A 14,579-nucleotide genomic window follows, 5' to 3' on the forward strand; every position below is an offset into this window, starting at 1 on the left:
CGAGCGCTCCGGTCGGGTTGCGATCCGGGCGATCTCGGCGATCAGGGCAGGCTGGCGACGAATTCGAACACCGCAGGCTGGACCGCGGGGTTCGCGTTCACCACACCGGTGACGGCGCCGATGGTGCCACCGATCGCGGCGCCGAGGGGGCATCCGACGAAGAGGAACAGGACGCACCCCACCACCAGTCCGATCACGGCGCCGGTGTTCGCGTTCAACTGTCCGCCGTTCAACCAGCCCTTCTGGATCTCGGCGACCATCTTGTCGTAGGCGGCCTGGCTGTACGCGGGATGCACACCGACCGGCGGCATCTGCGGGGTCAGGGTCAGTTCCCTGCCACCCTGTCCGATGGTGGCGCCGATCGGGACGAGATCGTCCCCGACACCGTAGGCGAGGGGCACCCGGGTCAGGGCGGTGCCCGCATCGTTGACGACGTCGACGGCGGTGCCACCCGCCGCCAGCCGGAAGGCTCCCGAGTCGAGGACGGTCGCCACCGAGCGACCGCCGGGGAGGACCGAGGTCTCGTATCCGACCTGTGTGTCACCTGGCGCCGGAACCGCACTGGCATAGGAGTTGCCTGCGCCGACACCCATCGCTGCAACCACGGCCGCGGACAGCACCGCGGCCTTGTGAAGTTTCATGGTGGGGCTCCTACTCCGAAAGCTCGGTGATTCGGTCACCGATTGCGGGAAGACGGCCCCCGAAACGGATTCGTAGACCGTCAGGAACACCACCTAGAATAGAGACCGAACGGCCTGACGTCTCCCCCTTTACGGCGTTGACGTGCCGATATACCTGACGAACACCGAAAGGCGCCGGGCGGATGCCCGGCGCCTTTCGGTGTTCGTCTGCGGGGCGGCGAGGCCCCTCACGAGATGCGTGTCAGATGACGCCGAGCGCGAACATGGCGTCGGCGACCTTGACGAAGCCGGCGATGTTCGCGCCGAGCACGTAGTCGCCGGGCTTGCCGTACTCGTCGGCGGTGGTCACGCAGCGGCGGTGGATGTCGCGCATGATCTTCGACAGCCGCTCGTCGGTGTACTCGAAGCTCCACGAGTCGCGGGAAGCGTTCTGCTGCATCTCCAGCGCCGAGGTGGCGACGCCACCGGCGTTGGCGGCCTTGCCGGGCGCGAAGGCGACGCCCGCGTCGCGGAAGACCGCGATGCCCTGCGGGGTGGTGGGCATGTTCGCACCCTCGGCGACGACCTTGACGCCGTTGTTGACAAGGGTCTTGGCGGAGGTCTCATCGAGCTCGTTCTGCGTCGCGGACGGGATCGCCACGTCACAGGGCACGTTCCAGACGTTGCCGCCGGCGTAGAACTGGGCGTCGGCGCGCTCGTCGGCGTAGTCGGAGATGCGTCCGCGACGGACCTCCTTGATCTCCTTGAGGAGGTCGAGGTCGATGCCCTTGTCGTCGACGACGTAGCCGGACGAGTCCGAGCAGGCGACGACGGTGCCGCCGAGCTGGTGCACCTTCTCGATCGCGTAGATCGCGACGTTGCCGGAGCCGGAGACCACCACGCGGCGGCCGTCGAGGCTGGTGCCTGCGGTCTTGAGCATCTCGGCGACGAAGTACGCGGCGCCGTAGCCGGTGGCCTCCTTGCGGACCATCGAGCCGCCCCAGGTCAGGCCCTTGCCGGTCAGCACGCCCGACTCGTACGAGTTGTTGAGGCGCTTGTACTGCCCGAACAGGTAGCCGATCTCGCGGCCGCCGACGCCGATGTCACCGGCGGGCACGTCGGTGTACTCACCGACGTGCCGCTGCAGCTCCGTCATGAACGACTGGCAGAAACGCATGATCTCGGACTCGGACTTGCCCTTGGGGTCGAAGTCGGAGCCACCCTTGCCGCCGCCGATGGGCAGACCGGTGAGCGAGTTCTTGAAGATCTGCTCGAAACCGAGGAACTTCACGATGCCCAGGTTGACGCTCGGGTGGAAGCGCAGGCCACCCTTGTACGGGCCGAGCGCGCTGTTGTACTGCACCCGGAAGCCACGGTTGACGTGCACCTGGCCGTTGTCGTCCTGCCACGGCACCCGGAAGATGATCTGCCGCTCCGGCTCGCAGAGACGCTCGATCAGCGCGCCGTCGGCGTAATTGGGGTGCCGCTCGAGCACGACCGTGAGCGACTCGAAGACCTCGGCGACCGCCTGGTGGAATTCCGGCTCGCCGGCATTACGGCGCACGACCTGGTCGAAGTACTGGTCGACGCGCTCACGGACCTGCCCACTCACAGACAGCCCTCCTCAAGGTGTGAAGAATTGGAAACACAGAGTTAACGCCAAGGTAAGCACACGGCCCGCCTTGATCACCAACCCGGGATGGGTGAAATTTCTCCGATGTGAGATTTCAGTCAACTCCCCGAAGATCGCGACACGCCGCCCACGCGTGCGCTCATCCGGCCGCGCGAACGGTCCGGTACTAGCGTTGGCTGCGTCGTCGGCATCTGCGCGAGGAGTGTGCACATGAGCGTCAATTCGGTGGAGTCCCCCCGGCACCGCGTGGTGGTCATCGGCTCGGGATTCGGCGGACTGTTCGGCACCCAGGCACTCAAACGCGCCGACGTCGACATCACGCTCGTCGCCCGCACCACCCACCACCTGTTCCAACCACTGCTGTACCAGGTGGCCACCGGCATCCTCTCTGTCGGCGACATCGCACCGGCCACGCGGCTCGTCCTGCGCAAACAGAAGAACGCCCGGGTCCTGCTCGGCGACGTGCGAACCGTCGACCTGACGGCCCGCACCGTCACCTCGAGGCTCCTCGGCCGCGACACCGTGACCGAGTTCGACAGCCTCATCGTCGCCGCCGGTGCCGGGCAGTCCTACTTCGGCAACGATCACTTCGCGAAGTACGCGCCCGGCATGAAGACGATCGACGACGCACTCGAACTGCGCGGGCGGATCCTCGGCGCGTTCGAGGAGGCCGAGCTGTCCGACGATCCCGCCGAACGTGCCCGGCTGCTGACCTTCGTGGTGGTCGGTGCAGGCCCCACCGGCGTCGAGCTCGCCGGTCAGATCGCCGAACTGGCGAATCGGACGCTCGCGGGCGCGTTCCGGCACATCGACCCCCGCGAGGCCAAGGTGATCCTCCTCGACGGCGCCCCGACCGTGCTGCCGGTGTACGGCGGCAAGCTCAGCGCGAACGCCGCGGCCAGGCTGGAGAAGATGGGCGTCGAGATCCAGCCGAACGCGATGGTCACCGACGTCGACGCCGACGGCCTCGTCGTCAAGGACAAGGACGGCACCGAGCGCCGGATCGACTGCCAGTGCAAGGTATGGTCCGCGGGCGTGCAGGCCAGCCCGCTCGGCAAGCAACTCGCCGAGCAGTCCGGCGCCGAGATCGACCGGGCCGGGCGGGTGCACGTCAACCCCGACCTGTCGCTGCCCGGGCACCCGAACGTCTACGTCATCGGCGACATGATGGCCCTGGACAAACTGCCCGGCCTCGCCCAGGTCGCGATGCAGGGCGGCAAGCACGCCGCCAAGCAGATCAAGGCGACCCTCGCAGGAACCCCGCCGGAGGAGCGGCAGCCGTTCAAGTACTTCGACAAGGGCTCGATGGCGACCATCTCCCGGTTCAGCGCCGTCGCCAAGGTCGGCAAACTGGAGATCACCGGGTTCCTCGGCTGGATCATGTGGCTGGTGATCCACCTGATGTACCTGGTCGGGTTCCGCAGCAAGTTCTCCACGATCCTGTCGTGGACGGTGACGTTCCTCGGCCGCGGCCGGGCACAGATGGCCTCCACCGAACAGCAGGTTTTCGCCCGCACCGCGATCGAGGACCTGCAGGACTACGAGCGGGCACGGGCGGCGGGCCTGATCGGAGACCCGAGCGCGGTGTTCACCGGGGAGGAACGCGGCAAGGCCGGGTAGGGCGATTCACCCGCCCCTGGATCCCACCGACCCGGCCCGTCCCGATGCAACGGGTGCTTGCCCGGCAGCCCGCCGCGTTCCTGACCGCGCTCGAGGAGGCGGCCGGGAACTGATTCGGCGCGGCTAGCCGTTCGCGAGCCGGCCGGTGTCCTCGATGTTCGCCAGGCGCACCTGGCCGCGCGCGACGAGCCGATCCTGCTCGTCGACGATCTGCACCTGCCACAGCTGCTGGGTGCGGCCGCGATGCACGGGTGTCGCGGTGGCGGTCAGGGTGCCGTTGCGGCTGGCGCGCAGGAAGTCGGTGTTGTTGTTCACCCCGACGACGTGACCTCGGTCGCCGAGCCACACGCTGCCGCCGATGCTGGAGAGGGTCTCGATGACCGTGCAGTGGACGCCGCCGTTGACGATGCCCGCGGGCTGGAACAGGTGCGGGCCGACCTCCCAGCGGGCGCACACCCGGTCCCCGGTCACCTCCAGGTACTCGAGCCCGATCGCTTCACAGAACCCCTGGTTCAGGATCGGAGATGCGTCGGCCGGCGTCATCCGCGTCAGTGCGTCCTCCATCGAGGGCGCCGCGGCTGCCTGCGAGGTGGTCGATTCACTCATGTGCACTCCCGTACGTCCCGTGCTCGAACAAGATCATGGGCGCCACCTCCGGCCGGGGGCGCAGCCCAAGTCAAACACGCCTACGCCAGCGGGCCCCGCACCGGTGATCGGTGCGGGGCCCGCCGTGGAAGGGACCGGGAGTCTCTGCAGCCCTCAGGACTCCGGCGCGGTCCAGTGGTTCATCACGCCTACAACTATAGGCAAGGCTGCCCTAACTAGCAAGCGCATGCGTCGGGACACGCCGGAGGACGGGCCGGCCGGCCCGTGACCGCACCTGCAACCCCGCGGTCTCGAACGCGTCGAGCAGGGCCTGCCCGCGACGGTCGGCCACCGACGGCGCGAGGCCACTACGCAACGGCACCAGGGTCGCCGCACCGAGCACGGCCTCGCCGACCATCGCCCACAGCGTCGTCCGATCCAGCGGCACCCGGCGGTCGAGCGCGTCGAAGATCGCGGTCAGCGCCGACCGGCACCGGCAGGCCGTCCACATCGCGAGCGCACGCTCGCACGGCAGGGTGACCGCGCTCGGCGACCCGTCCCAGCGATCGCCGGGCAGGACCCGAAGCACGGGGTTCCACACCCCGGCCCAGTCGATGCAGCCGTCGCTGTCCATGTGGATCGACAGGTTGTCCAGTCCGGCGTCCCACGCGCGCCCCTCCAGCACGACCAGCGCGGCGACCCGCCCCACGACGGCGTGAATCAGCGCCGACGCCACCGATATTCCGGCGGCCTCACGATCCGGAATGTCCTCCAGGGCGCGGGCGAGCATCCGGTCCAGCCGGTCACCCCGGATCCCCTGCTCGACAGCCCACCAGCGCCGCTTCGGCTGCTCGGCCATCTGCGCGACCGCGTAGACCCGCGGATATTCCGGATGCAACGACCGCAGACGCGTACAGGACTCGACGAGGGCGGCAGCGCCCGCTGCGGCGCGGGTGCCACGCATCGCGATGGCCGGTGCGGGGTCGAGCAAGAGGGTCGTCGGCACTGCCCACTCCTTCGTCGTCGAGCAAGATCGAATGTAGGTTAGCCTAACCACAAGTCAATTGGGCGCTGCGAGCCGGGGTCCCTGGTTTGGATAGGGTTACGTAACCTGAACAACCGTCCCGACTTCAGCCGACGAGGAGCACGCCCGTGACCACCATCCCCGGCGACGTGGACTACGCGGTCCGGGAGGTTCCACGCGGCCCGGCCCCACGCTCCCGACGTGCACTGGCCACCGCGATCGACCTCGCGACAGTCGCCCTGCCGCTGGTCATCGGCTGGTTCATCGTCGACTCGCTGCGCGACGCGAACGGCGGCGGCCAGATGGACCGGGTCGTCTTCGGCGTCGTCGCGGTCGCCGTCGCCGCCGGACTGCTCGTCTGGAACCGCGGCGTCCGGGAGGGAACGACCGGTGCCGGCCTCGGCAAGACCTGGCTCGACCTGATCGTCCGCGACGCCACGACCGGCGCCCCGCTCGGCACCCGCCGCGCCCTGCTCCCCCGCACCGGCGTCGAAGTCGTCCGCCGCGCCACCGCCCTCGACGAGGGCTTCGTCCCGATCCGCGCCGACAACTCGATCACCGCGATCCGCCGGCGACGTCTCCTCGGGCTCGCGGTCCTGCTGCTGCTCCTGCTGGCGACCGTCGTCGCCTCGATCGCGGTCGGGGCACGCCCGATGGACTTCGGCGAGATCTTCCACGCCCTGTTCCAGGCCACCGGCACCGACACCGACCTCGTGGTGCGCACCCTGCGGATCCCGCGGACCGCGCTGGCCGTCGCCGTCGGCATCGCGCTCGGCATCGCCGGCGCCCTGATCCAGGGCCACACCCGCAACCCGCTCGCCGACGCCGGCCTGCTCGGCCTCAACGCCGGTGCCGCGCTGTTCGTGGTGCTGTCGATCTACCTGCTCGGCTTCTCCACCCCGAGCCAGTACCTGTGGTTCGCGTTCGCCGGGTCACTCGCCGCCAGCGTCGTCGTCTTCGGCATCGCCTCGATCGGCGGCAACCGGGCGAGTCCACTGAGCCTCGCCCTCGCCGGCGCGGCGGTCGCGATGTTCCTTCAGTCGATGACGCAGACCGTGATCCTGCTCGACCAGACCAGCCTCGACGGCTACCGGTTCTGGGTGGTCGGCTCGGTCGCAGGCCGCGGCACCGACGTGCTGTGGCAGGTCCTGCCGTTCCTGGTGATCGGCGTGCTGATCGCGCTGGCCAGCACCCCCAGCCTGAATGTCCTCAGCCTCGGCGACGACGTCGCCCGGGGCCTCGGCACCAACGTCGCCCTCAGCCGCGCCATCGGCATCGTCGCCATCACCCTCCTAACCGGCGCCGCCACCGCAGCCTGCGGGCCCATCGCCTTCGTCGGCCTGGTCGTCCCACACGTCGCCCGCTTCGTCACCGGACCCGACTACCGCTGGCTGGTCCCCTACGCCGGACTGCTCGGCGCGATCATGGTCCTGCTCGCCGACGTGATCGGCCGTGTCGTCGTCCGCCCGGGCGAACTGCAGGTCGGCATCGTGCTGGCGATGTTCGGTGCGCCGTTCTTCATCGCGCTGGTCCGGCGCAGGAAGCTGGTGTCCCTGTGAGCCTGATCGACGCGCAGACGGGAACCTCCCCGGAGAACGGGGCCCCGCCGCTGCCCACCACCGTGCCGTCCCGGCCCGCGTTCCGGGTCGGCAACATCTCCCTGGTCCGACGGACCGCGATGGTCACCATCACCGCCGCGCTGCTGGCGGCGGCGTTCGTACTGCTGTGCGTCAACATCGGCCGCGGCGAATTCTCCGTCCCCGTCCCCACCGTCGCGGAAATCCTGTTCGGCGGCGGATCCAAGGTCGAGCGCTTCATCGTCATGGATCTGCGCCTGCCACGCGGCCTGACCGCACTGCTGACCGGCGTGGCCCTCGGCATCGCCGGCGCGATCACCCAGTCGATCCTGCGCAACCCGCTCGCCAGCCCCGACATCCTCGGCATCACCGCGGGCGCCAGCGCGGCCGCGGTCACACTGATCGTGGTCGGTGGTGGCGGCAGCTTCGTCGGCGCGCTCGCCGTCCTCGGCATCCCCCTCGCAGCACTGCTCGGCGGCATCGTGACCGCCGCCGTGATCTACCTGCTCGCCTGGCGCGGCGGGGTCCAGGGCTACCGGATCGTGTTGATCGGCATCGGCGCCAACGCGATGCTCGTCGCGCTCATCCAGTGGCTCCTGATCTCCGCCGACATCAACGACGTCGCCCGCGCCCAGGTGTGGCTCAACGGCTCCCTCAACGGCAGCGACTGGGCACAGGTGTGGCCGGTTGCGATCGGTGTCGCGGTCGTCGGCACCGCCGCCGTCATCTCGTCGTTCAACCTCGGTGCACTGCGACTCGGCGACGACAACGCCCGCGCCCTCGGGGTTCGCCTGCAGACCGGGCAGGCGGTGCTGCTGCTGGCCGCAGTCGCGCTCGCCGGCATCGCCACCGCCGCCGTCGGCCCGATCGGATTCGTCGCCCTCGCGGCACCGCAAGTGGCCATGCGCCTGCTCCGCACCCCCGGACCACCGATCATCGCCTCCGGGCTGATGGGCGCGGTGCTCGTGCTCGGCAGTGACGTCATCGGACGCACCATGCTGCCCGTCGAACTGCCCGTCGGCATCGTCACCTCCGCGCTCGGCGGCCCGTTCCTGATCTACCTGCTGATCCGCAACAACCGAAAGGTCACCGCATGAGCGCCGACACAGCCAACCGGCTCACCGCGGAAACCTCCGAGGGCGCCGAGACGACCGGGCGGCTCGCCGCCGAGAACCTCGTCGTCGGCTACGGCGACCGAGTCATCATCGACGGTCTCGACCTGCAGATCCCGGCCGGCGTGGTGACCACGATCATCGGCCCGAACGGCTGCGGCAAGTCCACGCTGCTGCGGTCGCTGGGCCGACTGCTCAAGCCGCGCAGCGGGCGGGTCCTGCTCGACGGCAAGGCGATCTCGCAGATGCGCACCAAGGATGTCGCGCGGACCCTCGGCATGCTGCCGCAGGCACCCGTCGCGCCGGAGGGGCTCACCGTCGCCGACCTCGTCTCCCGCGGTCGGCATCCGCACCAGTCGTGGCTGCGACAGTGGTCCTCCGACGACGAGGGCGAGGTCGCGAAGGCGCTGGCGCTGACCGGGGTGTCCGACCTCGCGGACCGGGCGATCGACGAACTGTCCGGTGGGCAGCGGCAGCGCGCCTGGATTTCGATGGCGCTGGCGCAGGGCACCGACATCCTGCTGCTCGACGAACCGACCACCTATCTCGACCTGGCGCACTCGGTGGAGGTCCTCGACCTCGTCGACCGCCTGCACTCCGAACTGGGCCGGACCGTGGTGATGGTGCTGCACGACCTGAACCTGGCGATCCGGTACAGCGACCGCCTCGTGGTGATGTCGAAGGGCTCGGTCGTCGCGTCCGGCACGCCCAGCGAGGTGATCTCGCCGGAACTGCTGCTGGAGGTGTTCGGTCTCGAGGCACGGGTGATCGACGACCCGGTGTCCGACCGGCCGCTGATCGTGCCGGTCGGCACCCGGCACGTGTACGGGACCGCAGGCGGACCGGAACAGGTCACGACGCCCTAGGCGACCCCGGGCGCGGCGGCGTCACCTGCTGCGGATCATCGTGCGCACCAGGCGCAGGCCCTGACCGAACGACACGTCCGGCAGGTAGGCACGCCCGACGGCGTTACCGATGCTCGGCAACGCCGCCGGATCGGCGAACGTCATGTACATCGGCACGTACTCCGGCTGGAACTTCGCCTTGAACGCGAGCAGCGACCGGAATCCGTACACCGGTTCGAGGGTGCGGCCGAGCAGATCGAGCACGGTGTCCGTCACCGCGGCGAACGCGCTCCGCCCCTGCGCCTCCGCCGCGTCCACGGCATCGGTGCCCGCGCCCTCGGAGACCTTCGCCAGCGGCGCCCCGGACAGGCTGACGAACTCGGCGCCCTCCTCCTTCAGCGACAGCGCCGCCGACGCGATCAGGAACTCCATCGCGGGCCGGAACCCCTCCGCCCGACGGCGCATGAAGTCCAGCGTCCATCCGACGACGCGGCCGTCGCGGTACACCGGCATCCACGACGTGACGCCGTGCACCGTGCGATGCTCGTCGACGGCGATCAGGCAGCGGACCCGGGGGTCGTCTATCTCGTCGAGACCGCCGAGCGTGAAGCCCATCTCCGGCATGCCCTTGTCGGCGACCCACTCCTCCGAGATGGCGGTGATCTGGTCGGTCAGTGCGAGCGGGGCGTCGGGGAAGCTGATCCATTCCGCGTGCACCCCCGACTTCGCGGCGCGGTTGAGGGCGGTGCGGACGTCCTGGAACTTCTTGCCCTTGAACTCGAGGTCGTCGAGGTGCAGCACCGTCTCCTCGGCGACCTGCAGGCCCGACCAGCCGAGCGCGTCGGTGACCGCGCGCAGCTCACCGGTGACCGAGTAGAAGCAGGGGGTCCAGCCGTTTCCGGTGGCGAAGTGGGCGAAGCCGGTGACGGTGCCGGGCAGCGACGTCCGTGGCCCGACCGGATCGCCGGTGGTCAGTGCGACCCCGGAGATCACGCGGTACGCGACGTAGCTGGCCCCGTCCGGCGCGAACCAGTAGCGGTTGCCGCGCCAGGTGGTCATCCAGGACAGCGGGCTGCCCGTGCCCGCGGTGAGCAGCCGCCGGGCGCGTTCGACGTCGTCGGTCCGCGCGCCGTACGCCGGTGTGAGGAAGGTGGCCGCCACCGCGACGCACACCACGATCCAGAACAGCACGCCGGTCCACTCGTAGAGCAGGGTCGTGATCGCGTCGTCGGGCAGGAACCGGGGGTCGAGCCACTGCAGGTAGACGGGCGGGACGAGTCGCTGTGGGTAGTCGGCGAGCAGCGACGCGATCGTCGGCTCCCGGTCGAAACCACTGCGTACGAGCATCCCGAGGGCCACGTAGACCGCGCCGAGGACCACCGTCGCACCCGCGAGTCGCGACCACAGCCGCCGATAGGTGCCCCGCGGCGCCGACACGGTGAAGAACCGGCGGGTGGCGAGCAGCACCACGAGGACCGCGACCGGGGCGAGGAACGGCGCGAGCGTGCGGTACACGGTCGGCGAGTCGAGCCCGTAGAACAGGGATTCGCCCGGGACGAACCCGACGTAGCGGACCGCGAAGTTCACCAGCGACAGCGCCACCAGCACGACCTGCGCCACGCACGCGGCCAGCCACGCGAACCGGCGGCCGCGACGCAACCCGTCGGCGAGCACCAGCAGCAGCAGTGAGGGCATCAGGCTCAGGATCGTCGGCCCGACCCCTCCGAGCCGCAGGGCCAGTAGCCCGTGACGGCAGTCCTCACCGGTCCGGTCCTGCGCGCACAGGTCGCGCACCTCGGCAGGCGTCAGCCCGACCTCGCGGAACAGGTCACGCAGCACCGCCAGCGGGCCCACTGCGTTCGGCGACAGCGCGGCAAGCACCGGGCCCAGCGCGCCGGCCGCGACGACGAGCGCCACGAGGACACGACCCTCGCGTCGGGTGCCGGCCAGGTGCTCACCGCGCGCGGAGCGGCCGACGATCACGGGTCCGAGCAGGAGCCCGACCACCGCGGAGCAGAGCCTGATCATGTCGAGGAGATGGCCACTGAACAGTGCGAGGGTGATCAGCAGCGCGAGTGTCCCGACGCGGAGGCGGCGCCGCCACAGCGTGTTCATCGAGGAACTCGCCACCATCGCGACGCCGACGATCCACGGGGTGGGGCTCATGGCGGTGCCGATGTGCAGCCGGAACCCCCAACTCTCGTCGACAACCTTGACGGCCTCCGACACGCCGAGCGCGATCGACGTGCCGAGGACCTGGGTGGCCACGGCGGCGACCGCGAACCGGGCCGATCCGATGCGGTGTTCGATCGGCGCCGCCACCAGCAGGATCGCCGCTGTCGCCACCAGATGGCCTGCGAGGCCGTTCGCCCACAGCCCGGAGGTCAGTGCCGTCCAGACGCGGCCGTGCTCGAACGCCATGATCCCGGCGGCGAACTGGTGGATCACGCGCCGATCGGGCGCGGATCCGAGACCGCCGGTGGCCGCGCCAAGTACCCACAGCAGCACCAGCATCGCGATGCTCACCGGCGCCCCGGTGACACCGAAGCGGACGAGTTCGGTCAGTCGCCGCGCTTGCCTGCGGACGGCGGGCAGCACTGCGGTCACGAGATCAGCCCCACTCTCCGGGAGAGCCAGTCGAGGTTGTCCGCGAGTCCCGCCGACCACACCGCGAAGCTGTGGCCGCCCGGCAGTTCCCGGAGTTGCACGTCCATCCCCGCCTTCCCGGCGGCAGCGTAGAGGGTGTGCACGCCCGGCGAGAAGTCGTGATCGTCGCTGCCGACGACGAACACACCCGCGCTGCCCGGATACGTCCGGGTCGCCATCAGGTCCATCGGGTTGACCGCGGTGAACGCCGCCTGATCTCCCCCGAACGCGGCCTCGACGGTGCGCTGCCGGTCACCGAGGGTCGGTTCGAGCTGCCCGGACAGGTCGAGAAACGTCGGGTACGCCTCCGGATGGTTGGTGGCCATCTGCAGCGCGCAGGTGCCGCCGTAGGACAGTCCGCCGATCGCCCACGCCCGAGGATCCGGGTCGACCTGCAGGTTGGCCTTCACCCAGGCGGGGACGTCGGTCGCGAGGTAGGTGGCGACATTGCCGAGCTTCGAGTCGAGGCACAGCGGGTTCGCCAGCGTGGAGCCGGTCCCGTCCGCGACCACGACGATCGGGGCGAGGCCCTGGTGCTGCGCGGCGAATGCGTCCATCGTCTGGGTGAGCCGGCCCCCGGCGAACCAGTCGCCGGGACTGCCGGGCTGCCCGGCGAGCAGCACCAGCACCGGAAGCTGCGGACGCGGGTCGGCGAAGTAGGCGGGCGGCAGGTAGATCTCGGCGTCGCGGGCCGAGAATCCGGACACCGTGCCGGGAATCGGGACCGTCACCACGCGGCCGGCGGAGGGTAGGTCCACGGGCTCGGTCCACTTCGCGTCCACGGGGGTTCCGACGACGGGATCGGCGACCGGCGGCGGGACGTCGGCGAAGGCGATCGCGTTCGCCGCGGGCAGACCCAATGCGTCCCGCACGGTCGGGTAGGCGTCGAAGACGAGATTGACCTGCACCGCGGCGACGGCCACGACGGCGAGCGCGCCGAGTACGGAGGTGACGGCGCGGGTCAACCGCCGGTCGGTGACCAGTCTCACACCAGCGAGGACGATCGCGAGCAGCCCGCACCCGATCCACACGTAGACCCGGAGTTCGACGGGGTCGGGGAACGGGCGCCACCACTTCTCCACCACGACCCACCCGAGGGCGGTCAGTGCGAAGGCGATCGTCGCGCAGACCGGAAGCACGCGCAGCCGGTAGCGGCGGGTGTTCCCCGCCGGCCCGAGCAGCAGCCACAACGCGCCGGCGATCGCGAGTGCCGCCACGACCCAGGGCAACGGCCCCGAGATCAGCGACCGGTCGTAGACCCATTCCACGTGAGCGCCTCTCCACATCTCGCCTGCATGTGCGCATCGTCCCACCCCGCGGGAGGACGTAATCATTAGTACGCCGCAAGAACTACGACTACGAGTAGTACGCACCGGCGTCGGACAGTACGTAGGATGGACCGTATGGCAGGACTTGGCGAGCTCGAGCGAGCAGTGATGGACCACCTGTGGTCCAGTTCCGAACCCCAGACGGTCCGTCAGGTCCACGAGGCGCTGGCGGCCCATCGTGAGCTTGCGTACACCACCGTCATGACCGTGCTCCAGCGGTTGGCGAAGAAAAACCTGGTGATCCAGCAGCGGGACGACCGCGCGCACCGCTACCTCCCCGTGCAGGGCCGCGACGAACTCGTCGCCAGCCTGATGTTCGACGCGCTCGACCAGGCCGACGCGTCCGACGGCCGGGTCGCGGCACTGGTCCACTTCGTGGGCAAGGTGGACGCCGACGAGGCCGCAGCGCTTCGCGAGGCCCTCGCCGCACTGGAGTCGACCGAGGCGAACACGCGTCACCTGCGCAGCATCGACGCCGGTTCCGATCGCGCCAGCTGACCATGCACGTAGTGCATGATGGGTAGGCCATGAACCCCACCACCGCACTGGCCTTCGCCGTGATGGCCTTGCTTCTCGCCGGCCCGGTGCCCGCGCTGCTCGCGCGCGCCACCTGGCCATTCCGCGCCCCCGGCGCGGCACTCGTGCTGTGGCAGGCGATCGCGATCGCCGCGGTCCTCTCGGCATTCAGTTCCGGCCTCGCGATCGCGTCACAGCTGCTCGTGCCCGGCCACGACGGCCGGCCGACGACCGCTCCCCTCGAGGAGATCGACGCGCTCGGCCTCCCGCTGTGGATCGCGTACGTCGTCGTGTTCGCACTCACCGTCCTCATCGGCGCGAAGCTCATCTTCTCCATCGCCGCGGTCGCGGTGCAGACCCGGCGGCGGCGCTCCCGTCACCGGATGCTCGTCGACCTCCTCGACCGTGGCGAACCGCACCGCAGCCGCACGTCCAATCTGCGTGTCCTCGACTCCGCAGAACCGATCGCCTACTGCCTGCCCGGACTGCGGCATCGGGTGGTGGTCAGCGCAGGCACCCTCGACAGTCTCGGCCGCGACGAGATCACCGCGATTCTCATGCACGAACGCTCACATCTGCGGTCCCGGCACGACCTGGTGATCGAGGCGTTCACGGCGGTCCACGAAGCCTTCCCGAAGGTGGTGCGCAGCAAGTCCGCGCTCGGTTCCGTTCAGCTGCTCGTCGAACTGCTCGCCGACGACTCCGCGGTCAAGGTGACGGGTCCGACACCGCTGGCCCGCGCCCTGGTCACCTGCGCCGGATCCAGCGCTCCCGACGGCGCCCTCGCCGCAGGCGGACCGCACACCCTCACCCGCATCAAGCGACTCGCGGATTCCGGCACCGTCCTCCCGATCGCCGTTGCCGCGTACCTGGCATCGGTGGCGATCCTCGTGGTCCCGACGATCGCGGTCGCGGTGCCGTGGCTCGTCGAACTCGAACGACTCTTCCGGGGCTGATCTCCGGCGACGCCGGAAGCGGCTGATCTCCGGCGACGCCGGAAGCGGCTGATCTCCGGCGACGCCGGAAGCGGCTGATCTCCGGCGACGCCGGAAGCGGCTGATCTCCGGCGACAC

At 70.0% G+C, this 14,579-nt stretch carries 12 protein-coding genes; 6 read left to right on the forward strand and 6 right to left on the reverse strand.

Annotated elements, in window-relative coordinates; translation table 11 throughout:
* Positions 1 to 41 precede the first annotated feature (41 nt).
* A complete protein-coding gene (locus tag ACWEPG_RS05790; RefSeq protein WP_450113692.1) occupies positions 42 to 641 on the reverse strand; it encodes a hypothetical protein in 600 nt (199 codons plus the stop codon).
* Between the two features lie 241 nt (positions 642 to 882).
* A complete protein-coding gene (gene gdhA / locus ACWEPG_RS05795; protein WP_450116795.1) occupies positions 883 to 2,232 on the reverse strand; it encodes an NADP-specific glutamate dehydrogenase in 1,350 nt (449 codons plus the stop codon).
* A gap of 231 nt (positions 2,233 to 2,463) precedes the next feature.
* Between gdhA and ACWEPG_RS05800 the strand changes: the two genes are divergently transcribed.
* On the forward strand, positions 2,464 to 3,873 hold the full coding sequence (locus ACWEPG_RS05800; RefSeq protein WP_450116796.1) for an NAD(P)/FAD-dependent oxidoreductase: 1,410 nt from the start codon (positions 2,464 to 2,466) through the stop codon (positions 3,871 to 3,873).
* A gap of 123 nt (positions 3,874 to 3,996) precedes the next feature.
* Here ACWEPG_RS05800 and ACWEPG_RS05805 read toward each other — a convergent pair whose 3' ends face one another.
* Positions 3,997 to 4,437, reverse strand: coding sequence for a PaaI family thioesterase (locus ACWEPG_RS05805; protein WP_450116820.1), 441 nt, complete (start codon positions 4,435 to 4,437; stop codon positions 3,997 to 3,999).
* Between the two features lie 253 nt (positions 4,438 to 4,690).
* A complete protein-coding gene (locus tag ACWEPG_RS05810) occupies positions 4,691 to 5,422 on the reverse strand; it encodes a hypothetical protein (RefSeq protein WP_450135695.1) in 732 nt (243 codons plus the stop codon).
* A 188-nt stretch (positions 5,423 to 5,610) separates the two neighbouring features.
* On the opposite strand from ACWEPG_RS05810, the gene ACWEPG_RS05815 reads away from it, so the two are divergent.
* Genes ACWEPG_RS05815 through ACWEPG_RS05825 form a run of 3 tightly spaced genes read left to right on the forward strand, consistent with a single transcriptional unit; the run spans position 5,611 to position 9,037 of the window.
* On the forward strand, positions 5,611 to 7,041 hold the full coding sequence (locus ACWEPG_RS05815; RefSeq protein ID WP_452594043.1) for a FecCD family ABC transporter permease: 1,431 nt from the start codon (positions 5,611 to 5,613) through the stop codon (positions 7,039 to 7,041).
* Positions 7,042 to 7,043: 2 nt separating this feature from the next.
* Complete coding sequence (locus ACWEPG_RS05820; protein WP_452594075.1) at positions 7,044 to 8,156, forward strand: FecCD family ABC transporter permease; 1,113 nt, start codon at positions 7,044 to 7,046, stop codon at positions 8,154 to 8,156.
* Positions 8,153 to 9,037 (forward strand): ABC transporter ATP-binding protein, encoded by an 885-nt coding sequence (locus tag ACWEPG_RS05825; protein WP_452594044.1) that lies wholly within the window; start codon positions 8,153 to 8,155, stop codon positions 9,035 to 9,037. Before ACWEPG_RS05820 ends, ACWEPG_RS05825 begins: the two co-directional genes overlap by 4 nt.
* A gap of 21 nt (positions 9,038 to 9,058) precedes the next feature.
* Here ACWEPG_RS05825 and ACWEPG_RS05830 read toward each other — a convergent pair whose 3' ends face one another.
* Together ACWEPG_RS05830 and ACWEPG_RS05835 are read right to left on the reverse strand one after the other, a co-directional pair.
* Complete coding sequence (locus ACWEPG_RS05830) at positions 9,059 to 11,530, reverse strand: bifunctional lysylphosphatidylglycerol flippase/synthetase MprF (RefSeq protein ID WP_452594076.1); 2,472 nt, start codon at positions 11,528 to 11,530, stop codon at positions 9,059 to 9,061.
* A gap of 89 nt (positions 11,531 to 11,619) precedes the next feature.
* Positions 11,620 to 12,930 carry an alpha/beta hydrolase gene (locus ACWEPG_RS05835; protein ID WP_450116799.1) on the reverse strand — a complete coding sequence of 437 codons (1,311 nt, stop codon included), beginning with the start codon at positions 12,928 to 12,930 and terminating at the stop codon, positions 11,620 to 11,622.
* A 135-nt stretch (positions 12,931 to 13,065) separates the two neighbouring features.
* Between ACWEPG_RS05835 and ACWEPG_RS05840 the strand changes: the two genes are divergently transcribed.
* Complete coding sequence (locus tag ACWEPG_RS05840) at positions 13,066 to 13,488, forward strand: BlaI/MecI/CopY family transcriptional regulator (protein ID WP_450116800.1); 423 nt, start codon at positions 13,066 to 13,068, stop codon at positions 13,486 to 13,488.
* 29 nt (positions 13,489 to 13,517) lie between these two features.
* Positions 13,518 to 14,462: a M56 family metallopeptidase gene (locus tag ACWEPG_RS05845; RefSeq protein WP_450116801.1), complete on the forward strand. Its 945-nt coding sequence runs from the start codon at positions 13,518 to 13,520 to the stop codon at positions 14,460 to 14,462.
* Positions 14,463 to 14,579 lie beyond the last annotated feature (117 nt).

It is taken from the genome of Rhodococcus sp. NPDC004095, assembly GCF_053604015.1.

Bases quoted from the DNA above. Each gene is read 5' to 3' on its own strand.
- ACWEPG_RS05825 (WP_452594044.1), top strand. From the start codon at position 8,153: ATGAGCGCCGACACAGCCAACCGGCTCACCGCGGAAACCTCCGAGGGC.
- ACWEPG_RS05840 (WP_450116800.1), top strand. From the start codon at position 13,066: ATGGCAGGACTTGGCGAGCTCGAGCGAGCAGTGATGGACCACCTGTGG.
- ACWEPG_RS05790 (WP_450113692.1), bottom strand. From the start codon at position 641: ATGAAACTTCACAAGGCCGCGGTGCTGTCCGCGGCCGTGGTTGCAGCG.
- ACWEPG_RS05830 (WP_452594076.1), bottom strand. From the start codon at position 11,530: ATGCTGGTGCTGCTGTGGGTACTTGGCGCGGCCACCGGCGGTCTCGGA.
- ACWEPG_RS05810 (WP_450135695.1), bottom strand. From the start codon at position 5,422: ATGCGTGGCACCCGCGCCGCAGCGGGCGCTGCCGCCCTCGTCGAGTCC.
- ACWEPG_RS05805 (WP_450116820.1), bottom strand. From the start codon at position 4,437: ATGGAGGACGCACTGACGCGGATGACGCCGGCCGACGCATCTCCGATC.
- ACWEPG_RS05800 (WP_450116796.1), top strand. From the start codon at position 2,464: ATGAGCGTCAATTCGGTGGAGTCCCCCCGGCACCGCGTGGTGGTCATC.
- ACWEPG_RS05845 (WP_450116801.1), top strand. From the start codon at position 13,518: ATGAACCCCACCACCGCACTGGCCTTCGCCGTGATGGCCTTGCTTCTC.